The organism is Pseudomonas sp. A125, assembly GCF_055409485.1.
In genome coordinates, this window is sequence record NZ_JBUZVP010000023.1 from 70,503 (window position 1) to 92,580 (window position 22,078).

At 59.5% G+C, this 22,078-nt stretch carries 18 protein-coding genes; 3 read left to right on the plus strand and 15 right to left on the minus strand.

From position 1 onward, the window contains the following. Window positions 1-40: 40 nt before the first annotated feature. The 14 genes from nuoF to ACZRN6_RS26220 all read right to left on the minus strand — a co-directional run bounded on the left by nuoF (window position 41) and on the right by ACZRN6_RS26220 (window position 17,001). The gene (nuoF, locus tag ACZRN6_RS26155) at window positions 41-1,399 is read right to left on the minus strand and encodes an NADH-quinone oxidoreductase subunit NuoF (RefSeq protein ID WP_076016757.1); all 1,359 of its coding nucleotides are present in this window, start codon (window positions 1,397-1,399) and stop codon (window positions 41-43) included. Next, window positions 1,396-1,893, minus strand: coding sequence for an NADH-quinone oxidoreductase subunit NuoE (gene nuoE / locus ACZRN6_RS26160; protein ID WP_003219568.1), 498 nt, complete (start codon window positions 1,891-1,893; stop codon window positions 1,396-1,398). Before nuoE ends, nuoF begins: the two co-directional genes overlap by 4 nt. A 2-nt stretch (window positions 1,894-1,895) precedes the next feature. Then, window positions 1,896-3,680, minus strand: coding sequence for an NADH-quinone oxidoreductase subunit C/D (gene nuoC / locus ACZRN6_RS26165; RefSeq protein WP_088426357.1), 1,785 nt, complete (start codon window positions 3,678-3,680; stop codon window positions 1,896-1,898). Between the two features lie 72 nt (window positions 3,681-3,752). Further along, the gene (locus ACZRN6_RS26170; RefSeq protein WP_155583991.1) at window positions 3,753-4,427 is read right to left on the minus strand and encodes a NuoB/complex I 20 kDa subunit family protein; all 675 of its coding nucleotides are present in this window, start codon (window positions 4,425-4,427) and stop codon (window positions 3,753-3,755) included. Between the two features lie 10 nt (window positions 4,428-4,437). Continuing rightward, a complete protein-coding gene (locus ACZRN6_RS26175; RefSeq protein WP_003219575.1) occupies window positions 4,438-4,851 on the minus strand; it encodes an NADH-quinone oxidoreductase subunit A in 414 nt (137 codons plus the stop codon). A gap of 1,544 nt (window positions 4,852-6,395) precedes the next feature. Further along, window positions 6,396-7,721, minus strand: coding sequence for an isocitrate lyase (aceA, locus tag ACZRN6_RS26180; RefSeq protein ID WP_088426863.1), 1,326 nt, complete (start codon window positions 7,719-7,721; stop codon window positions 6,396-6,398). 495 nt (window positions 7,722-8,216) lie between these two features. After that, entirely contained in the window at window positions 8,217-8,954 is a 738-nt protein-coding gene (locus ACZRN6_RS26185) for a secretin N-terminal domain-containing protein (protein WP_464009190.1), read from the minus strand. Between the two features lie 222 nt (window positions 8,955-9,176). After that, on the minus strand, window positions 9,177-9,599 hold the full coding sequence (locus ACZRN6_RS26190) for a GNAT family N-acetyltransferase (RefSeq protein ID WP_464009191.1): 423 nt from the start codon (window positions 9,597-9,599) through the stop codon (window positions 9,177-9,179). Further along, complete coding sequence (locus ACZRN6_RS26195) at window positions 9,592-10,758, minus strand: ribosomal protein uL16 3-hydroxylase (RefSeq protein ID WP_322145923.1); 1,167 nt, start codon at window positions 10,756-10,758, stop codon at window positions 9,592-9,594. The genes ACZRN6_RS26190 and ACZRN6_RS26195 overlap by 8 nt, the downstream gene beginning before the upstream one ends. An 84-nt stretch (window positions 10,759-10,842) precedes the next feature. Further along, window positions 10,843-12,213, minus strand: a complete 1,371-nt coding sequence (purB, locus tag ACZRN6_RS26200; RefSeq protein WP_322145922.1) for an adenylosuccinate lyase — start codon at window positions 12,211-12,213, stop codon at window positions 10,843-10,845. A gap of 125 nt (window positions 12,214-12,338) precedes the next feature. Continuing rightward, window positions 12,339-12,962 (minus strand): high frequency lysogenization protein HflD, encoded by a 624-nt coding sequence (gene hflD / locus ACZRN6_RS26205; protein ID WP_010172715.1) that lies wholly within the window; start codon window positions 12,960-12,962, stop codon window positions 12,339-12,341. Then, window positions 12,959-14,083 carry a tRNA 2-thiouridine(34) synthase MnmA gene (mnmA, locus tag ACZRN6_RS26210; protein ID WP_464009192.1) on the minus strand — a complete coding sequence of 375 codons (1,125 nt, stop codon included), beginning with the start codon at window positions 14,081-14,083 and terminating at the stop codon, window positions 12,959-12,961. The genes hflD and mnmA overlap by 4 nt, the downstream gene beginning before the upstream one ends. 59 nt (window positions 14,084-14,142) lie before the next feature. Then, complete coding sequence (locus ACZRN6_RS26215) at window positions 14,143-14,589, minus strand: NUDIX hydrolase (RefSeq protein ID WP_322145920.1); 447 nt, start codon at window positions 14,587-14,589, stop codon at window positions 14,143-14,145. Between the two features lie 186 nt (window positions 14,590-14,775). Next, window positions 14,776-17,001: an NADP-dependent isocitrate dehydrogenase gene (locus ACZRN6_RS26220; protein WP_464009193.1), complete on the minus strand. Its 2,226-nt coding sequence runs from the start codon at window positions 16,999-17,001 to the stop codon at window positions 14,776-14,778. Between the two features lie 495 nt (window positions 17,002-17,496). On the opposite strand from ACZRN6_RS26220, the gene icd reads away from it, so the two are divergent. Next, window positions 17,497-18,753: an NADP-dependent isocitrate dehydrogenase gene (gene icd / locus ACZRN6_RS26225; RefSeq protein WP_177090041.1), complete on the plus strand. Its 1,257-nt coding sequence runs from the start codon at window positions 17,497-17,499 to the stop codon at window positions 18,751-18,753. 66 nt (window positions 18,754-18,819) lie between these two features. Here the strand turns inward: icd and cspD are convergent, their stop codons facing one another. Then, entirely contained in the window at window positions 18,820-19,086 is a 267-nt protein-coding gene (cspD, locus tag ACZRN6_RS26230) for a cold shock domain-containing protein CspD (RefSeq protein ID WP_322145917.1), read from the minus strand. Window positions 19,087-19,304: 218 nt separating this feature from the next. On the opposite strand from cspD, the gene clpS reads away from it, so the two are divergent. Both clpS and clpA read left to right on the plus strand, forming a co-directional pair. Next, window positions 19,305-19,694, plus strand: coding sequence for an ATP-dependent Clp protease adapter ClpS (clpS, locus tag ACZRN6_RS26235; protein ID WP_177048401.1), 390 nt, complete (start codon window positions 19,305-19,307; stop codon window positions 19,692-19,694). 29 nt (window positions 19,695-19,723) lie between these two features. Then, window positions 19,724-21,994, plus strand: coding sequence for an ATP-dependent Clp protease ATP-binding subunit ClpA (gene clpA / locus ACZRN6_RS26240; protein ID WP_464009194.1), 2,271 nt, complete (start codon window positions 19,724-19,726; stop codon window positions 21,992-21,994). Window positions 21,995-22,078 lie beyond the last annotated feature (84 nt).

A 22,078-nucleotide genomic window follows, 5' to 3' on the forward strand; every position in this document is an offset into this window, starting at 1 on the left:
TGAGAAAGCGAAGGGCACGGACCCTTCGCCTTTTTAAGCGTTACGCACCGACCATGGTCGGTGTTACCACCTGATTCAGGTCACCGGCGCGCGCAGGTGCGATGCCAGCCTCGAATTCAGAGCGGAAGTATTTGATCGCGCTGCCCAATGGCTCCACGGCGCCCGGTGCGTGAGCACAGAAGGTCTTGCCTGGGCCGAGGAAACCGACCAGACCCAGCAGGGTCTCGATATCGCCGGGCTGGCCTTCGCCGTTCTCGATGGCCATCAGGAGCTTGACGCTCCATGGCAAACCATCGCGGCACGGCGTGCAGAAACCACAGGATTCGCGGGAGAAGAACTGCTCCATGTTGCGCAGCAACGACACCATGTTCACAGTGTTGTCCACGGCCATGGCCAGGCCGGTGCCCATACGGGTGCCCACCTTGCCGATGCCGCCGGCGTACATTTGTGCGTCCAGGTGTTCTGGCAACAGGAAGCCGGTACCGGCGCCGCCCGGCTGCCAGGCCTTGAGGGTGTAGCCGTCGCGCATGCCGCCGGCGTAGTCCTCGAACAGCTCGCGTGCGGTCACGCCGAAAGGCAGTTCCCACAGGCCCGGGTTCTTGACCTTGCCGGAGAAGCCCATGAGCTTGGTGCCCATGTCTTCGCTGCCTTCGCGGGCCAACGATTTGTACCACTCCACGCCGTCGCCGATGATTGCCGGCACGTTGCACAGGGTTTCAACGTTGTTCACGCACGTCGGCTTGCCCCACACGCCAACGGCGGCAGGGAAGGGCGGTTTGGAACGCGGGTTGGCGCGGCGGCCTTCGAGGGAGTTGATCAGTGCGGTTTCTTCACCGCAGATGTAACGCCCGGCGCCGGTGTGCACGAACAGCTCGAAGTCAAAACCCGAACCGAGGATGTTCTTGCCCAAAAGCCCGGCTGCCTTGGCTTCTTCCACGGCACGGTTCAGGTGCTTGGCGGCGGTGGTGTACTCGCCACGCAGGAAGATGTAGCCACGGTAGGTTTTCAGCGCGCGGGCGCTGATCAGCATGCCTTCGATCAGCAGATGGGGCAGTTGCTCCATCAGCATGCGGTCTTTCCAGGTGTTCGGCTCCATTTCATCCGCGTTGCACAGCAGGTAGCGGATGTTGATGGATTCGTCTTTGGGCATCAGGCCCCACTTGACGCCCGTGGGGAAGCCTGCGCCGCCGCGGCCTTTAAGGCCTGCGTCTTTCACGGTCTGGACGATGTCGTCCTGGGCCATGTCGGCAAAGGCTTTGCGCGCGGCCGCGTAACCGTTCTTGGCCTGGTATTCGTCGAGCCAAACGGCTTCGCCGTCGTCACGCAGGCGCCAGGTCAGTGGGTGGGTCTCGGGCGAACGCTTGATCAGGTTGGCCGGGCCGAAGGAAGTCAGGGTCATGGGTAGCCCTCGAGCAATTGGGTGACGCCAGCAGGCTGTACGTCGCCGAATGTGTCGTCGTCGATCATCAACGCCGGCGCCTTGTCACAGTTGCCCAGGCAGCACACCGGCAGCAGCGTGAAGCGCCCGTCCGGAGTGGTTTGGCCCAGGCCGATGCCCAGCTTGCTCTGGATCTCGCTGACCACGGACTCGTGGCCACCGATGTAGCAGACCATGCTGTCGCAAACGCGAATGATGTGGCGGCCAACCGGCTGGCGGAAGATCTGGCTGTAGAACGTCGCCACGCCTTCAACGTCGCTGGCCGGGATGCCGAGGATCTCGCCGATGGCGTAGAGGGCGCCGTCCGGCACCCAGCCACGTTCCTTCTGGACGATCTTCAAGGCTTCGATCGACGCCGCGCGCGGGTCTTCGTAGTGATGCAGCTCGTGCTCGATGGCCGAGCGCTCGGTTTCACTCAAGGTGAAACGGTCTGTCTGGATAAGCGTGCTGTTCATGCTTAGCGGTCCACGTCGGCCATAACGAAATCGATACTACCCAGGTACGCAATCAAGTCCGCGACCATTTCACCCTTGATCACCGAAGGGATCTGCTGCAGGTGCGGGAAGCTTGGAGTACGAATCCGGGTGCGGTAGCTCATGGTGCCGCCATCGCTCGTCAGGTAATAACTGTTGATACCCTTGGTCGCTTCGATCATCTGGAAGGACTCGTTGGCCGGCATTACCGGGCCCCACGAAACTTGCAGGAAGTGCGTGATCAGGGTTTCGATGTGTTGCAGCGTGCGCTCTTTGGGCGGCGGCGTGGTCAGCGGGTGATCCGCCTTGTACGGGCCTTCCGGCATGTTGCGCATGCACTGTTCGATGATCTTCAGGCTCTGGCGCATTTCTTCGACGCGCACGATGCAGCGGTCGTAGGCATCGCCGTTGGCCGCCAGCGGTACTTCGAACTCGAAGTTCTGGTAGCCGGAGTACGGGCGCGCTTTACGCAGGTCGAAATCGCAACCGGTTGAACGCAGGCCGGCACCGGTGACGCCCCATTCCAGGGCCTCTTTGGTGTTGTAGGCAGCGACGCCGATGGTCCGACCCTTGAGGATGCTGTTGTCCAGGGCGGCTTTCTGGTACTCGTCCAGACGCTTGGGCATCCAGTCGATGAATTCCTTGACCAGACGTTCCCAGCCGCGCGGCAGGTCATGGGCAACACCGCCGATGCGGTACCAGGCCGGGTGCAGGCGGAAACCGGTGATGGCCTCGATGACCTTGTAGGCGCGCTGACGGTCGGTGAACGTGAAGAACACCGGGGTCATGGCGCCGACGTCCTGGATGTAAGTACCCAGGAACAGCAGGTGGCTGGTGATCCGGAAGAACTCGGCCATCATGATGCGGATGGTGTCGACCTTGTCCGGTACCTTGATGCCGGCCAGCTTCTCGACCGAGAGCACGTACGGCAGGTTGTTCATCACGCCGCCGAGGTAGTCGATACGGTCGGTGTACGGGATGAAACTGTGCCACGACTGACGCTCGGCCATCTTCTCGGCACCACGGTGGTGGTAGCCGACGTCGGGCACGCAGTCGACGATTTCTTCGCCGTCCAGTTGCAGGATGATGCGGAAGGCACCGTGAGCCGAAGGGTGGTTCGGGCCCAGGTTGAGGAACATGTAGTCCTCGTTGGTGCCGGAACGCTTCATGCCCCAGTCTTCCGGACGGAAGCGCGCAGCCTCTTCTTCAAGCTGTTGCTTGGCGAGGGTCAGGCTGAAGGGATCGAATTCGGTGGCGCGGGCAGGGAAGTCCTTGCGCAGCGGGTGACCTTCCCACGTTGGCGGCATCATGATGCGCGTCAGGTGCGGGTGGCCGGGGAAGTCGATGCCGAACATGTCCCACACTTCACGCTCGTACCAGTTGGCGTTTGGCCAGATACCGGTCACGGTCGGAACGCTCAGGTCGCTCTCGGAGAGGGCCACCTTGATCATCACGTCGCTGTTACGTTCCAGCGACATCAGGTGGTAGAACACGGTGAAATCGGCGCCGCTCGGCAGTCCTTGGCGCTTGGTGCGCAGGCGCTCGTCCACGCCATGCAGGTCATAGAGCATGACGTACGGCTTGGGCAGGTTGCGCAGGAAGCTCAGGACTTCGACGAGCCTGGCACGCGCCACCCACAGCACCGGCATACCGGTGCGTGTGGCCTGGGCGGTGAAGGCGTCAGGGCCAAAACGGTTATTGAGTTCGACGACCACATCCTGGTCGTCTGCCTTATAAGGCGGGATGCGTCGAGCACTGCCTGTAGTCATGGTTTTTTATCGCTTTGGGTCAACGTAAAGAATGAAGCCAGGTTTTCGTTCTATAAAAGAAGCGGTTCTGGATCAGACTTCGTCGGGGCTGCGCAGGTTGGTGACTGCGATTCGCTGTTCGCGGCGCTGTTCCTTTTGCGAAGGCATCTCGGCGCGGTATACGCCTTGATCGCCGACGACCCAGGACAGAGGGCGACGCTCCTTGCCAATCGATTCCTGCAACAGCATCAAGCCTTGCAGAAATGCTTCAGGGCGGGGCGGGCAGCCAGGCACGTAGACGTCCACGGGCAGGAACTTGTCCACCCCCTGAACCACGGAGTAGATGTCATACATGCCACCGGAGTTGGCGCACGAACCCATGGAGATAACCCACTTTGGTTCGAGCATTTGCTCGTAGAGACGCTGAATGATCGGCGCCATCTTGATAAAGCAGGTTCCGGCGATAACCATGAAATCCGCCTGACGCGGCGATGCCCGGATAACTTCGGCGCCAAAGCGCGCGATGTCGTGGGGCGCCGTGAAGGCGGTGGTCATTTCCACGTAGCAGCAGGACAGGCCGAAGTTGTACGGCCACAGGGAGTTTTTACGCCCCCAGTTGACCGCGCCGTTCAGCACGTCTTCGAGCTTGCCCATGTAGATGTTTTTGTGGACTTGGTCTTCTAACGGGTCGGAAACGGTTTCGCGTTCGCCGATTGGGTATTGCTCGTTAGGAGCATCCGGGTCGATCCTGGTGAGATTGTATTGCATCGCCAAAGCCTCATTGTTTCAGCTTCGCTTGCCGCTTGCGACGAGCTTCCGGAGCCCAGTCAAGGGCGCCCACTCGAAATAGGTAGACAAGGCCTGCCAACAGAATTGCTATGAAAACGAGGGCTTCGACGAATCCGGTCCAGCCGCTTTCGCGGACGGACACAGACCAGGCAAAGAGAAAAAGGGCTTCGATGTCGAAGATCACGAAGAGCATCGCGACCAGATAGAATTTGGCTGAGAGCCGCAAGCGGGCGCCACCTGTAGGCAGCATGCCGGATTCGAACGGTTCATTTTTGCTGCGGCCCCAGGCTTTTGACCCGAGGAGGCTGGAGACGCCGAGCATGAAGGCGCAGAGGCCGACAACACCGAGAAGGAAAATGGCAAAGCCCCAGTTGTGGGCCATGAGTCCTGTCGCTTCGGTCATGCTGGAAATCCTTAACAGAGAGCAAAGGTCTCTGAGCTTGAAAAAGTAACGATGCAGTGACGATATGTCGCAGCGCAATCAATCGCGGTGATTTTATGGCTAAACACCGGGCAAGTAAAATTCCTATAGCGAAATTATTCGATGGAATAAGGACATAGTGCACCTTCTTGGGGCTGTAGGCCTTGTGGGGCGGGCATTAGCGGGCTTTTCACCAATTATGTTTTGTTTAAGCTGTAAAGAAGTTTTCATGCTCTAAATGATAATGAATATTGTTTGCGTGGGTTTTAAACAGCTGTTCGGGGTTTGGCGCGGGAAGTTGCTGTTACTTGTGCCTGTGGTGCTAGTTGGTAAAGCGGATCTTTTAACTGAGTTTGTGGGTGGGGATGCCGCTCTGGATCAATGTTTTGGTCGGAATTTTGGATTGGGGGGGCGGGTTGATGGTGTACATATCCGTTGCTGCGGTAACGGCTTCTTATGGTTCCGCTCTTACAGCGGGTCACTTTTGGCAAACGCCCCAAAAGTAACCAAAAGGTCTTTGCCCCACCACTCGGTGCCTCGCTTAGGCTCGGCATGCCCGCACTCCGGCACGGTTCCGCGGGCCGCCGCGACGGGCCATCCATGGCCCGGCGCGGCTAAATCGGCATCCTTGCCGATTTACCCGCTCCACCGTGCCTGCTTGCGGCCATCGTGGTTGACGGGGCCTGCAGATCAAGGTCAACAGCAAGAGCACGGCGGCCTGAAAGCCGACCTGAGTGTTAGAAGCAAAAGCAAGGCGTAGGAGCTGGCTTGCCTGCGATGCAGGCGACTCGGTTTTTCAGACACGCCGCGGCGATGCCATCGCAGGCAAGCCAGCTCCTACATTTGAACCGTGCCGGCCTTTGATTTTGCTGTTGCTTTTAACACTCAAGCCGGCGTGAGTGCTTAGAAGCCAGATCAAAAACCAGAGCGAAAGCAGAGCTGCTTTTTCTGTAGGAGCTGGCTTGCCGGCGATGCAGACAACTCGGTCTTGCAGGTACACCGGGGCGATGCCATCGCAGGCAAGCCAGCTCCCACATTGGAACCGTACCGGCCTTTGATTTTGCTGTTGCTTTTAACACTCAAGCCGGCCTGTAGGCCGCTGTGCTGTTGATCTGCTTGTGATCTTGATCTTAGGCGCCCCGTCAACCACGCTGGCCGAACGCAGGCTTTGGAGCGTGGGTAACCCGGCAGGACGCCGGGTTAGCCGCGCTGGGCCAAGGATGGCCCATCGCGGCGGCCCACGCTCCAAAGCTTGCGTGAGGGCACACCGAGCCTAAGCGAGGTGCCGAGTGGTGGGGCAAGAGCCTTTTGGTTACTTTTGGGCTCCTTTCAAAAGTGACCCGCCGTAAGGGCGGAACCCATACCAGCCCTAACAAAAAAACCGGATATGTACACAACCCACCTACACCCACGCTGCTTTAAAAACAGCGCAAAAAAACGCCCCGAACCAGTCGGGGCGTCAGATCGTGCGGCACTGCGGTTAGGTCTTCCATGGGGCCGCAATGGCCGTGTACTCAGTCAGTCACTCAGTGAAACTGCTCTTCTTCAGTCGACCCTGTCAGCGCAGTCACGGACGAAGTGCCGCCCTGGATCACGGTGGTCATGTCGTCAAAGTAGCCAGTGCCCACTTCCTGCTGGTGCGCCACAAAGGTGTAACCCTTGGCAGCATCAGCAAATTCCTGCTCCTGCAGCTTCACGTACGCAGTCATGTCGTTGCGGGCGTAGTCGTGCGCCAGGTTGAACATGCTGTGCCACATGTTGTGAATGCCCGCCAGGGTGATGAACTGGTGCTTGTAGCCCATGGCCGACAATTCACGCTGGAACTTGGCGATGGTCGCGTCGTCCAGGTTTTTCTTCCAGTTGAAGGAAGGCGAGCAGTTGTAGGACAGCAGTTGGTCCGGGTATTCCTTCTTGATCGCTTCAGCAAAGCGACGCGCTTCGTCCAGGTCCGGCTTGGCAGTCTCGCACCAGATCAGGTCGGCGTACGGCGCGTAAGCCAGGCCACGGGCGATCGCCTGGTCAAGACCGGCGCGTACTTTATAGAAGCCTTCCTGGGTGCGTTCACCGGTAACGAACGGCAGGTCATACGGATCGCAATCCGAGGTCAGCAAGTCAGCCGCGTTGGCGTCGGTACGTGCCAGGATGATGGTCGGCGTGCCAGCAACGTCAGCCGCCAGACGAGCAGCCGTCAGCTTTTGAACAGCTTCCTGGGTTGGAACCAGTACCTTGCCGCCCATGTGGCCGCATTTTTTCACCGACGCCAGCTGGTCTTCAAAGTGAACGCCGGCAGCGCCTGCCTCGATCATGCTTTTCATCAGTTCATAGGCGTTCAGTACGCCGCCGAAACCGGCTTCAGCGTCGGCAACGATCGGCGCGAAGTAGTCGATGTAGCCTTCGTCACCCGGGCCTTTACCGGCTTTCCACTGGATCTGGTCGGCGCGGCGGAACGAGTTGTTGATGCGCTTGACCACGGTTGGCACCGAGTCCACCGGGTACAGCGACTGGTCCGGGTACATGGATTCGGCGGAGTTGTTGTCCGCAGCCACTTGCCAGCCCGACAGGTAGATCGCCTGGATACCGGCCTTGACTTGCTGCACAGCCTGGCCGCCAGTCAGGGCGCCCATGCAGTTGACGAAATCTTTCTCTGGGCGAAAGGACGGCTTGGCACCCTGGGTGACCAACTTCCACAGCTTCTCGGCGCCGAGTTTTGCAAAAGTGTGCTCAGGTTGAACCGAGCCACGCAGGCGGACGACGTCAGCAGCGGAATAAGCGCGTGTCACGCCTTTCCAGCGTGGGTTTTCGGCCCAGTCTTTTTCAAGGGCTGCAATTTGCTGTTCGCGTGTCAGTGCCATGGGGAAAAACCTCGTCGCATAGGTCTGGGTGGAGAATTCCATTTGCCAGCCGCGCAATCGTTGCGTCGGAATGGCTGCTCGCTGATCAGAAGCTTAGGCGGTCAAGTCAGGTTCGGCGGGGGAGGCGACGGGATGAACGAGCAGCGAGAGGGGGGAGTTGGGCAGGTAAGGGCGAACTGCGAACAGTCTTCGGGCGTCGTGGGCCTTTGTACGATCCATCAGTGTAGTGCCGGGTTACCTGGTTAGCTTCCGTCCCTCAGGACAACTTCGTTCCAGTCGCAACCTCGTCAAACACACCTTGTGGGCGGTACAGACACGAATCGGCTCAGGTGAGTAACTTAGAGCGACGATCCGAAGGCCCTTGCCAGGGCCCCTGATTAGCGGGAGCGAGGCCATCATGCCCATGCTTTTTTGGATCGTCAAATGTTTTGTAGTGCTTTTTTTCAGGCACTACATCTTTAGTCTAATACGACTCGTCAGTCAGTTTTTGGTGCTTCAGTTCAGGGTGTCGACTTTGACCCGCAAGGTCAGGTCATCACGCCCCTGAGTAGAGTAGCTGCGGGTTGTAGTGCTTTTGTCGGCCTGAGTCTGGCGATTGACCCCGGCCAGGGTGATCCACTCGCCCAGGCGCCCGCTGACAGTTGTGTCGGTACTTTGCACGTTCACTACATCAGGACGTTCCTGGCTCATGCGGTCACGATTGGTACTGATGCTCAGGTGAACGGTCTCGCCGGTGACGCTGGCAGTCACGTAGAAGCCCTGGGTCACATTGCGATACTGGGTCTGGTTCTGTGGGCGACCGTAAGCATCAGGCTGAGTGGTGGTGAGCGGTACGCTTTGGCCAACCTGGATCAGCGCGGGCACGCCTTCGCTGGCCTGGATCTGCTGGATCCCGCCGTCGCGGCTTTCGGTGCTGTAGGTGATGACCTGGGTTTGGTTGTTGCCGTTACTTTGCTGATTGTTCTCGTTGGTGTCGACGGTGATCAGCAGGCGCCTGGAAGGCGTGTCCAGTTGCGAGAGCAGGGCGCGCAGGCCCTGGATCTTGTCCGGCTCGGCGTTCACGATCAGTTGGTTGCCGTAGGCGCTGACGGTGCCGTCCTTGCCGATAAAATTCTGCGCCACCGGCAACAGGTCGGCGCTGGTGCGGTTGCTCAAGGGCACGACTTCGGTGGCGGCGATCACCGAGAAACTGGTGGCTAACAGTAATGTGGTGAGCAGGGTGCGTAGGGACATGTCCGTTATCTCTGCGAGTCATTTAGGCTGGATAGTGCCAGTTTGTCGGCCTGGCGGGGTGCAAGTTGAATCCTGGACGGCAAAAGGCCCCGGCATCGGTGGATGGCAGGGCCTTTTGGGGTGTTGCTAATACCGCTATCGCAGGCAAGCCAGCTCCCACATTTGGAATGCATTCTCCTGTGGGAGCTGGCTTGCCTGCGATGGGAGCGACTCGGTCTGAAGTCAGACCTCGCGCACCATATCAACGTGAGGAATCCCGACTTCCAGGAACTCTTCGCTGACAATCTTGAAGCCCAGGCGCTCGTAAAACGGCGCCGCATGGACCTGTGCACTAAGGATCTGCCGGGTCTGGCCGCGTTTCTCGGCTTCACCGATCACCGCTTCCATCAGCTTGTCGCCCACCTTCAGCCCGCGCCAGTCCTTGAGGACCGACACGCGCCCGATCTCGCCGCTAGGCAGCAGGCGGGCGGTGCCTATGGGAAAGTCGCCTTCGAACGCGAGGAAGTGCACGGCATCCGCGTCGTCAGCGTCCCATTCCAGTTCCGGTGGAACCGATTGTTCAGCGATAAAAACCGCTTCACGAATGCGCCGTATCTCGGCGATATCCTTTTGCCAGTCCGCGACACTTACGTGAATCTTATTCATCGGCGAACCCCAGGCTTCCTTGCTTGACCAGTTCCCACAGCAGGGCGCAGCCATCTTCATCCGCCAGCCATGGGCCGAGGTTGTCGATGTGCAGTGCGTCAGCGGCGCAGACCAATTTCAGCAGTTCGCGCAGCTTGCCCGGCAACAGGCGGCTCTGGCCGCTGGCGAACAGCAGCAGGTCGTCGTCCACCTCGGACCAGGCCAGGCGGGCGCTCGGGTTGCGGATCAGCACGGCGCCGTCTTGCAGGCTGCCCAGCAGGTCTTCTTCTTCCACTTCCGGGCCGGCAACCAGTTCCGGGTAGCGCGGCTCGGTCATGAACTGGCCGAACCAGGTCAGCAGCATGCGCTCGTCGCTCATGTGCTCGGCCAGCAGGCTCTTCAGGCGGTCGAGGGCGTCGCCCTGGATCTGGTGCGGGTCGCTGACTGGCTGGGCATCGGCGTCGGTGTAGCGCTCTTCGTCAGTCAGGTACTGGCTGAGGAAGTCGGTGAAGTGGGTCAGCACTTCGGCCGCGCTCGGGGCGCGGAAGCCTACGGAGTAGGTCATGCAGTCATCCACGGCAACGCCGCAGTGGGCCAGGCGTGGCGGCAGGTAGAGCATGTCGCCCGGTTCCAGCACCCATTCGGCGGTCTCTTCGAATTCGGCGAGGATGCGCAGGTCCGCGTGCTGCAGCAGCGGGCTTTCGGAGTTGCACATCTGGCCGATTTTCCAGTTGCGCTTGCCGGAGCCTTGCAGCAGGAACACGTCGTAGTTGTCGAAGTGCGGGCCCACGCTGCCACCCGGGGCGGCGTAGCTGATCATCACATCGTCGATGCGCCAGCTTGGCAGGAAGCGGAAGTTTTCCAGCAGTTCGGCCACTTCCGGTACGAACTGGTCGACGGCCTGCACCAGCAGGGTCCACTCACGCTCGGGCAGGGCGCTGAAGGCATCTTCGGCGAATGGGCCGCGACGCAACTCCCACGGACGTTCGCCGTGTTCGATGATCAGGCGCGACTCGACTTCTTCTTCCAGCGCCAGGCCGGCCAGTTCGTCGGCGTCAATCGGGCTTTCGAAATCAGGAATGGCCTGGCGGATCAGCAGCGGTTTTTTCTGCCAGTAGTCGCGCAGGAACTCGCGTGCCGTGATGCCGCCCAGAAGTTGAAGAGGAATATCAGGATTCATGTGTAACCTATTGAAAAAAAGCACTTTTCAGACGGGAATAAAAACGCCCGGCGCTGCCGGGCGTCTCAAAGGGTCAAGCAGCGATCAAATGCGTTTGGCTTGGGCCACAGCGTTGCCGATGTAGTTAGCCGGGGTGAGCAGTTTCAGTTCAGCCTTGGCGGCGGCTGGCATGTCCAGGCCGTCGATGAACGTTTGCAGGGCTTCAGCGGTGATGCCCTTGCCGCGGGTCAGTTCTTTGAGCTTCTCGTACGGGTTTTCAATATTGTAGCGGCGCATCACGGTCTGGATCGGCTCGGCCAGGACTTCCCAGCAAGCGTCCAGGTCAGCGGCGATTTTCTGCGCATTGAGTTCCAGTTTGCTGATGCCTTTGAGGCTGGCTTCGTACGCGATCACGCTGTGAGCGAAGCCCACGCCGAGGTTGCGCAGTACGGTGGAGTCGGTCAGGTCGCGCTGCCAGCGAGAGATTGGCAACTTGCTGGCCAGGTGCTGGAACAGGGCGTTGGCGATGCCGAGGTTGCCTTCGGAGTTTTCGAAGTCGATCGGGTTGACCTTGTGCGGCATGGTCGACGAACCGATTTCACCGGCAATGGTGCGCTGCTTGAAGTAGCCCAGGGAGATGTAGCCCCAGATATCGCGATCGAAGTCGATCAGGATGGTGTTGAAGCGCGCAATCGCGTCGAACAGCTCGGCGATGTAGTCGTGCGGTTCGATCTGCGTGGTGTACGGGTTGAAACCCAGGCCCAGTTCGTCTTCGATGAAGGCGCGGGCGTTTTCTTCCCAGTCGATCTCAGGGTAGGCAGAGAGGTGTGCATTGTAGTTGCCTACAGCGCCGTTGATCTTGCCCAGCAGCGGCACGGCGGCCACTTGAGCGATCTGGCGCTCCAGGCGGTACACCACGTTGGCCAGTTCTTTACCCAGGGTGGTCGGCGAAGCCGGCTGGCCGTGGGTGCGCGACAGCATCGGCACGTCGGCGAAACGGATTGCCAGTTCGCGGATCGCGTCGGCGGTCTGGCGCATCAGTGGCAGCATTACGTCATCACGGCCTTCGCGCAGCATCAGGGCGTGGGACAGGTTGTTGATGTCCTCGCTGGTGCAGGCAAAGTGGATGAATTCGCTGACCTTGGCCAGTTCCGGCAGCTTGGCCGCTTGCTCTTTGAGCAGGTACTCGATGGCTTTTACGTCGTGGTTGGTGGTGCGCTCGATCTCTTTCACACGCTCGGCGTGCTCCAGGGCGAAGTTTTCCGCCAGGGTGTTCAGCACCGCGTTGGCTTCGGCGGAGAACGCCGGCACTTCGCTGATGCCAGGGTGCGCGGCCAGGCGCTGGAGCCAGCGCACTTCAACCAGAACACGAGCACGGATCAAACCGTATTCGCTGAAAATAGGGCGCAGGGCCTGGGTTTTGCCGGCGTAGCGGCCGTCAACAGGGGAAACCGCAGTGAGCGAAGAAAGCTGCATGGGGTGTTCTCGGACAGTCGGGCAACGAAATGGGGCGCGTATCATACATGAAAAAATCCGCCGGTCCGTTGCCAACTGACCGGCGTATTACGCGTGGGGCTATGAAAAAGGTTGGTTGCTGCGACTTATTCGTTGCGCATCAACGGGTAAAGCTCTTTAAGCAATTTGCGACGGCTGATCACCAACTGCCAGCGATGACCACCCAACTGGCGCCACAGCCGCGCCGAGCGAATACCGGCCAACAGCAGGGCGCGGATTTTCGAGGCGTTGTTGGGTTGTTGCAGGTTGCGCATGTCGCCGTGCACCTGGATCCGCTGGCGCAGGGTGCTCAAAGTGTCCTGGTACAGCGCGCCACAGGCTGCGATCACGTTTTCGTGGGCTGGGCCGAAGTGTTCAACCTGGGACTGAATCTGCGGCAGGCGTTTGCCGATGGTTTCCAGCAAGTCGTCGCGCTTGGCCAATTGACGCTCCAGGCCGAGCATTGAAAGAGCATAACGCAGCGGCTCGCGCTGCAAGGTGCTCGGGTCGCGCTCCAGGGCACCGACCAGCGCACGATAACCTTCGCGCAGGGCCAGGTCGTCGCCGCCGTATACTTCCAGGGTGTCCTTGGGGTCGCGGATCAGCAGGCTGCCGAGCATGCAGGTCAGGCCGGCCTCGGTGACCTGGCCGGTCTTGGCGATCTTGTCCACCAGCACCGCGGCGAGAAACACGCCGCCCAGTGCCGTCAATTGCTCCTGGGTAGGGCTCATGCCTTGCTGCTCCAAGGCTCGGCGATTTCAATCACGCCGCCCCCCAGGCAAATTTCGCCGTCATAGAACACGACCGACTGGCCCGGCGTTACGGCGCGTTGCGGGTCGTCGAAGGTGGCGCGATAGCCCGTTGCAGTCTTTTTCAGGGTGCAGGGCTGGTCGCTCTGGCGATAGCGCACCTTGGCGGTCAGGCGGCGCGGGCTGCTCAGGTCGACCGGGTTGACCCAGTAAATGTCCGAGGCGAGCAGGGCGCGGGAGAACAACCACGGATGGTCATTGCCCTGGCCCACAATCAGCTCGTTGTGTTCCAGGTCCTTGACCAGCACGTACCACGGCTCTTCGCCGGCGTCTTTCAAGCCGCCGATGCCCAGGCCCTGGCGCTGGCCGATGGTGTGGTACATCAGGCCGTGGTGACGGCCGATGATTTCGCCTTCGGTGGTCTTGATCTCGCCCGGTTGCGCCGGGAGGTACTGCTTGAGGAAGTCACTGAAACGGCGCTCGCCGATAAAGCAGATCCCGGTGGAATCCTTCTTCTTGGCGGTGGCCAGGCCGTGTTTCTCGGCAATCGCGCGCACTGCGGGTTTTTCCAGCTCGCCCACCGGGAACAGGGTCTTGGCGATCTGTTCGCCGCCGACGGCGTGCAGGAAGTAACTCTGGTCCTTGTTGGCGTCCAGGCCCTTGAGCAGTTCGGTGCGGCCATCGATGTCGCGGCGACGCACGTAGTGGCCAGTGGCAATCAGGTCGGCGCCGAGGATCATCGCGTAGTCGAGGAACGCCTTGAACTTGATCTCGCGGTTACACAGGATGTCGGGGTTCGGCGTGCGACCGGCCTTGTATTCGGCCAGGAAGTGCTCGAACACGTTGTCCCAGTACTCGGCGGCGAAGTTGGCGGTGTGCAGCTTGATGCCGATTTTGTCGCAGACGGCCTGGGCATCTGCCAGGTCGTCCATGGCGGTGCAATATTCCGTTCCATCGTCTTCTTCCCAGTTCTTCATGAACAGGCCTTCCACCTCATAACCCTGCTCCATGAGCAGAACGGCGGAAACGGAAGAATCCACGCCGCCGGACATGCCGACGATGACGCGCTTCTTTTGTGTGTCAGAAGGGGCTGGATCACGCATAGGATTTCAACGGGTGTCTTTAAAAAGGACGCGATTCTAGCAGGCTCGCGTCTGCAAGGCTAAAGAGAAGGGCGGATCAATTCGAGACTGTGGCTTTGGCCGGCCAGATAATCGTCGATGCAGCGGATAATCAACTCGCTGCGCCAGTCCTCCCGCAGGCCCATTAATTCGTCGCGGGTCAGCCAGCGGGCGCGCACGATGCCGTCATCCAGTTGATAATCCGGGTGGTGTTTCAGGGCTTTGGCGATGAAGCAAACGCGCTGATAGGTCACGCCGTTGCTGGGGGCGGTGTACAGGTAAATCCCGACAATTGCGGTGGCTTCGACGTCCCAGCCGGTTTCTTCGAGGGTTTCGCGCACGGCGGCCTCGGTCAGAGTCTCGTTCGGGTCGAGGTGGCCGGCGGGCTGGTTGAGCACGGCGCGCCCGCCCTTGAGTTCTTCGACCATCAGGAAGCGGCCGTTGTCTTCGACGATCGTGGCAACGGTGATGTGGGGTAGCCAGGTCATTCGATACCTCGGGTTGACACGGTCATTTGTAGGAGACGGCTTGCCGGCGATGGCGTCCAAGAGATTGTTGCAGGCTTAAGGGCCTTATCGCTGGCAAGCCTGCTCCTGTAAGTGGGGGGCGTGCAGTTGGGTGGTAGAAACAGAAACCCCGGCACAGGGCCGGGGCTTCTTTGCATCCTTACAACCTTACTTCAACTTGGCAATCGCCGCGTTGAGGGTGTTGCTTGGGCGCATGGCCTTACTGGTCAGCTCGGCGTTCGGCGCGTAGTAGCCGCCGATGTCCACTGGCTTGCCCTGGACGGCGTTGAGCTCGGCAACGATGGTTGCCTCGTTCGCGGTCAGGGTCTTGGCCAGTTCGCCAAACTGCGCTTGCAGTGCAGTGTCTTCGGTCTGGGCAGCCAGGGCTTGAGCCCAGTACAGCGCCAGGTAGAAGTGGCTGCCGCGGTTGTCGATGTTGCCGACTTTGCGCGATGGCGATTTGTTGTTGTCGAGGAACTGGCCAGTGGCCTGGTCCAGGGTCTTGGACAGCACCAGGGCTTTCGGGTTGTTGTAAGTCACACCCAAATGCTCAAGGGAAGCGGCCAGGGCCAGGAACTCGCCCAGGGAATCCCAGCGCAGGAAGTTCTCTTCAACCAGTTGCTGCACGTGCTTGGGAGCCGAACCGCCAGCGCCGGTTTCGAACAGGCCGCCACCGTTCATCAGCGGCACGATCGACAGCATCTTGGCGCTGGTGCCCAGTTCCATGATCGGGAACAGGTCGGTCAGGTAGTCGCGCAGTACGTTGCCGGTCACCGAAATGGTGTCCAGGCCCTTGCGGGTACGCTCCAGGGTGAACTTCATCGCGTCGACCGGCGACATGATGCGGATGTCCAGGCCTTCGGTGTTGTGGTCTTTCAGGTAAGCCTGAACTTTCTCGACCACGACGCCGTCGTGCGCGCGCTGTGGGTCCAGCCAGAAGATGGCCGGGGTGTTGCTGGCGCGGGCACGGTTGACGGCCAGTTTGACCCAGTCCTGGATCGGCGCGTCTTTGGTCTGGCACATGCGGAAGATGTCGCCGGCTTCAACAGCCTGTTCCATCAGCAGGTTGCCCTTGCTGTCGGTGACGCGAACCACGCCGTCAGCCTTGATCTGGAAGGTCTTGTCGTGGGAGCCGTACTCTTCGGCTTTTTTCGCCATCAGGCCAACGTTCGGCACGCTGCCCATGGTGGTGGGGTCGAAAGCGCCGTTTGCCTTGCACTCTTCGATCACCGCCTGGTAGATCGTGGCGTAGCAGCGATCCGGGATCACGGCCTTGGTGTCGTGCAGTTGGCCGTCGGTGCCCCACATTTTGCCGGAGTCACGGATCATCGCAGGCATCGAGGCGTCAACGATGACGTCGCTCGGTACGTGCAGGTTGGTGATGCCTTTGTCGGAGTTGACCATCGCCAGGGAAGGGCGAGCAGCGTATACCGCCTGGATGTCGGCTTCGATCTGCGCTTGCTGATCGGCCGGCAGGGCCTTGATGCGGGCGTACAGGTCGCCGATGCCGTTGTTCAGGTTAAAGCCGATCTGCTCCAGCACCACAGCGTGCTTGGCCAAGGCGTCTTTATAGAACTCGGCAACGATCTGGCCGAACATGATCGGGTCGGAAACCTTCATCATGGTGGCTTTGAGGTGAACCGACAGCAGTACGCCTTGTTTCTTGGCGTCTTCGATTTCAGCGGCGATGAAACTGCGCAGGGCTTTCTTGCTCAACACGGCGGTGTCGATGATCTCGCCAGCCTGAACGCTGGTTTTTTCTTTCAGGACGGTAGCGGTACCGTCCTTGGCGATCAGTTCGATCTTGACGGCGTCAGCGGCTTCGATCTGTACGGCTTTCTCGCTGCCGTAGAAGTCGCCGTTGCTCATGTGGGCAACGTGGGACTTGGAGTCGGCAGCCCAGGCGCCCATTTTGTGCGGGTGCTTGCGTGCGTAGTTCTTGACCGACAGCGGAGCGCGGCGATCGGAGTTGCCTTCGCGCAGTACCGGGTTCACGGCGCTGCCCTTGACCTTGTCGTAACGTGCACGGGTTTCTTTTTCCGCGTCGGTGGTTACGGTTTCCGGGTAGTCCGGCAGGTCGAAGCCCTGGGCTTGCAGTTCCTTGATGGCGGCCTGCAGCTGTGGGGTCGAAGCGCTGATGTTCGGCAGCTTGATGATGTTGGCTTCAGGGGTAACGGCCAGGTCGCCCAGTTCGGCGAGGTGGTCCGGCACGGCCTTGGCGCCCAGTTGCTCGGGGAAGCTTGCGAGGATGCGCGCGGCCAGGGAAATGTCGCGGGTTTCCACGGCAATATCAGCGGAAGCGGTGAAGGCCTCTACGATAGGCAGCAGTGAATAGGTGGCGAGGGCTGGGGCTTCGTCGGTGAAGGTGTAGATGATCTTCGAGCGGGTGGGCATATTCGGATTAACTCTCTTCTTTGCTGAAAGCATGCGCAGAAACTCGAGATGCGCCGGGTAAAGCGCGTTCGTTCAAAGTCATCCATGAGCGAAATGTCGAAGTTTCTTCGCGGTGATGTTGGGTTGCATCAGTCGAGCGTCAAGCGGGTGGACTATTGTAATAGTCCGGCTTTTTCGGGCGGAGGGCGTCAATGTAGAGCGGTCGGCCGTCGTGACTCTTTGGTCAGCGGCGGCATTATACATAGGTCGCTATGCTTACGCCGAGCCTTCATACAAAAGGTGTGTCGTCCATTGGTCTAAAGGTCGCAGGCACCGGGTTGCGCCCAAAGTCGCATGATGTGCTCAAGATTGGCGCTTTTCCCTTTGCTTTCAAGCTTGTAGGCCGCTAAATGTGCTGTTTTCGACGCAAATGTGCAGGGCCTGAGGTTTCAGTCCTCATTTATCTGGAGTAGGCTCGAACGCAGCCAGATGTTCAATCCATAGATGGAGTTCAGCATGGGATACAAGAAGATTCAGGTTCCGGCAGTCGGCGACAAAATCACCGTCAATGCAGACCATTCTCTCAATGTTCCTGACAACCCGATCATCCCCTTCATTGAAGGTGACGGTATTGGCGTCGACATCAGCCCCGTGATGATCAAGGTTGTTGATGCAGCTGTTAACAAGGCGTATGGCGGCAAGCGCAAAATCTCCTGGATGGAGGTGTATGCCGGCGAAAAGGCCACTCAGGTTTACGACCAGGACACCTGGCTGCCCCAGGAAACCCTGGATGCGGTCAAGGATTACGTAGTGTCCATCAAGGGCCCGCTGACCACTCCGGTAGGTGGCGGCATCCGTTCGCTGAACGTGGCCCTGCGCCAACAACTCGACCTTTATGTGTGCCTGCGCCCGGTGCGCTGGTTTGAAGGCGTGCCAAGCCCGGTCAAGAAGCCCGGCGATGTGGACATGACCATCTTCCGTGAGAACTCCGAGGACATTTACGCCGGCATCGAGTGGAAAGCCGGCTCCCCGGAAGCGATCAAGGTCATCAAGTTCCTGAAGGAAGAGATGGGCGTCACCAAGATTCGTTTTGACCAGAACTGCGGGATCGGCGTCAAGCCGGTGTCTTTGGAAGGCACCAAGCGCCTGGCGCGCAAGGCCCTGCAATATGTAGTGGATAACGACCGCGACTCGCTGACCATCGTGCACAAAGGCAACATCATGAAGTTCACCGAAGGGGCCTTCAAGGAATGGGCCTACGAAGTGGCGGCCGAAGAGTTCGGCGCGACCCTGCTGGATGGCGGGCCGTGGATGCAATTCAAGAACCCGCGCACCGGCAAGAATGTAGTGGTCAAGGACGCCATTGCCGACGCCATGCTCCAGCAGATCCTGCTGCGCCCGGCGGAATATGACGTGATCGCCACCCTTAACCTCAATGGTGACTATTTGTCTGACGCCCTGGCGGCGGAAGTGGGCGGCATCGGCATTGCGCCCGGCGCCAACCTGTCCGACACCGTGGCGATGTTCGAAGCCACCCATGGCACCGCGCCGAAATATGCCGGCAAGGACCAGGTCAACCCCGGCTCGCTGATCCTGTCGGCAGAAATGATGCTGCGCCATATGGGCTGGACCGAAGCGGCTGACCTGATCATCAAGGGCACCAATGGCGCGATTTCGGCCAAGACCGTGACCTACGACTTCCATCGCTTGATGGAGGGCGCCAAGTTGCTGTCTTCGTCTGCGTTCGGCGATGCGCTGATCTCGCATATGTAAGCTGATCGGCAACGAAAAACCGGCCCTGGTGGCCGGTTTTTTTTAGAGCGTTTGCCCATCGGCTGATCAGGCCGGCTGTTTTTTTGATTCTTGAGCGACGCCTTCCGTGGTGTTGCTGGCGCCGACTGGCGCGCCGATATTCACCGCATGCAGACCTTTGGGTCCCTGAATAATCTCAAAGGAAACCTCTTGCCCTGCTTTCAGTGTCTTGTAGCCATCCATCCGGATAGCCGAGTAATGCGCAAAAAGGTCTTCTTCCTTGCCGTCTTCGTTAATGAAGCCGTAACCCTTGGCATTGTTGAACCACTTGACCTTACCGCTTGCCATGCCCATATCCCTCTGCACCAGACTCCATCACTGGAGTATCATCCAGTTTATCCGTCCTAACCCGAATAAATAAGGTTGACTGCGCGGACCTTTTTTACCCACTGTGGGTTCTATTGGTTGTAACACTGATTTGCCGATAGTCAAGGCGACCAGTCGGTCAGAGTTGAAAAACTGACAGGTCGCCCCCACCACTGTATTTGAACCACTGACGAACCTTTCTTTCCATGCATGCAATCAGCCAGATTCGACTAACATTCAATCAGGATCGCCCGACTCTCCATAAGGATCATCCGGATGGTCAAGAGGACGACGACGGTTCTGCAGGCATTGCTGTTCAGGAGGCCAAGCCTGCTTTACAGGCGCCGCCGATGTACAAGGTGGTTTTGTTCAATGATGACTACACACCGATGGATTTCGTCGTCGAAGTGCTCGAGGTGTTTTTTAACCTGAACCGCGAGTTGGCGACCAAGGTAATGCTGGCCGTTCACACAGAAGGACGGGCAGTATGTGGAGTGTTTACCCGCGACATCGCCGAGACAAAGGCCATGCAGGTCAACCAGTACGCCAGGGAAAGCCAGCATCCGCTACTCTGTGAAATCGAGAAGGACGGTTAACGCCGACCACTTGGGTATGAGGTGAAGCTATGTTAAACCGCGAGCTCGAAGTCACCCTCAATCTTGCCTTCAAGGTGGCCCGTTCGAAGCGTCATGAATTCATGACCGTCGAGCACCTGCTTTTGGCACTTTTGGATAACGAAGCTGCCGCCACCGTACTGCGTGCGTGTGGTGCCAATCTCGACAAACTCAAGCATGACCTGCAGGAGTTTATCGACTCCACCACGCCGTTGATCCCCGTTCATGACGAGGACCGCGAGACCCAGCCAACCCTGGGCTTCCAGCGGGTACTGCAGCGTGCCGTTTTCCACGTACAGAGCTCCGGCAAGCGCGAAGTCACAGGGGCCAATGTGCTCGTGGCGATCTTCAGCGAGCAGGAAAGCCAGGCCGTATTCCTGCTCAAGCAGCAAAGCGTTGCCCGTATTGACGTCGTCAACTACATCGCCCATGGCATTTCCAAAGTGCCGGGGCATGGCGATCACTCTGAAGGTGAGCAGGATATGCAGGATGACGAGGGCGGTGAGTCTTCTTCTTCGAGCAATCCGCTGGACGCCTATGCCAGCAACCTCAACGAACTGGCGCGCCAGGGGCGGATCGATCCGCTGGTAGGGCGTGAGCTGGAAGTCGAGCGCGTGGCGCAGATCCTGGCGCGTCGGCGCAAGAACAACCCGCTGTTGGTGGGCGAAGCAGGCGTGGGTAAAACCGCGATTGCCGAAGGCCTGGCCAAGCGCATTGTTGATAACCAGGTACCAGACCTGCTGGCCAACAGCGTCGTCTACTCCCTTGACCTGGGCGCGTTGCTCGCCGGGACCAAGTACCGTGGCGACTTCGAGAAGCGCTTCAAGGCGCTGCTCGGCGAACTGAAGAAACGCCCGCAGGCGATCCTGTTTATTGACGAGATCCACACCATCATCGGTGCCGGTGCAGCTTCCGGTGGCGTGATGGATGCTTCGAACCTGCTCAAGCCGTTGCTGTCTTCGGGCGATATCCGTTGCATCGGTTCGACCACGTTCCAGGAATTTCGCGGGATCTTCGAAAAAGACCGTGCCCTGGCGCGCCGTTTCCAGAAAGTCGACGTGTCCGAGCCTTCGGTTGAAGACACCATCGGCATCCTGCGCGGGCTCAAGGGGCGTTTCGAAGCGCACCATGGTATCGAGTACACCGATGAGGCGCTGCGTGCAGCTGCCGAGCTGGCGTCGCGCTATATCAACGACCGGCACATGCCGGACAAGGCCATCGACGTGATCGACGAGGCGGGTGCCTACCAGCGCCTGCAGCCGGTTGAGAAACGCGTGAAACGCATCGACGTGCCTCAGGTCGAGGACATCGTGGCGAAGATCGCGCGGATTCCGCCAAAACACGTCAACACCTCCGACCGGGAGCTGCTGCGTAACCTGGAGCGTGACCTCAAGCTGACCGTGTTTGGTCAGGATGCGGCCATCGATTCGTTGTCCACCGCGATCAAGCTGTCGCGTGCGGGCCTCAAGTCGCCAGACAAACCGGTGGGTTCGTTCCTGTTCGCCGGGCCTACCGGCGTCGGCAAGACCGAAGCGGCGCGGCAACTGGCCAAGGCCATGGGTATCGAGCTGGTGCGTTTCGACATGTCCGAGTACATGGAGCGTCACACAGTGTCGCGCCTGATCGGTGCGCCTCCGGGCTATGTCGGCTTCGACCAGGGCGGCCTGTTGACCGAGGCGATCACCAAGCAGCCACATTGCGTACTGCTGCTCGATGAAATCGAGAAGGCGCACCCGGAAGTCTTCAACCTGCTGTTGCAGGTGATGGACCACGGCACCCTGACCGACAACAACGGGCGCAAGGCGGACTTCCGTAACGTGATCGTGATCATGACCACCAACGCCGGTGCCGAAACGGCCGCGCGGGCTTCCATTGGCTTTACTCATCAAGACCACTCTTCCGACGCCATGGAAGTGATCAAGAAGAGTTTCACGCCGGAATTCCGCAACCGCCTGGACACCATTATCCAGTTTGGTCGCCTCAGCCATGAGGTTATCAAAAGCGTGGTGGACAAGTTCCTCACCGAGCTTCAGGCGCAGTTGGAAGACAAGCGCGTGCAGCTGGAAGTCACGGATGCGGCGCGCAACTGGCTGGCAGAAGGTGGCTACGACGCGGCTATGGGCGCTCGACCAATGGCTCGCCTGATCCAGGACAAGATCAAGCGCCCATTGGCGGAAGAGATCCTGTTCGGCGAACTGGCGGACCATGGTGGCGTGGTGCATATCGACCTGAAGGACGGCGAGCTGACCTTTGAGTTCGAAACCACGGCTGAAATGGCCTGATAGCTGACTGTAACAAAGCCAAAAGGCGCCGAGAGGCGCCTTTTTGCTGCCTGGAGCCCGCTGGAGATCAACTATGGGAGCTGG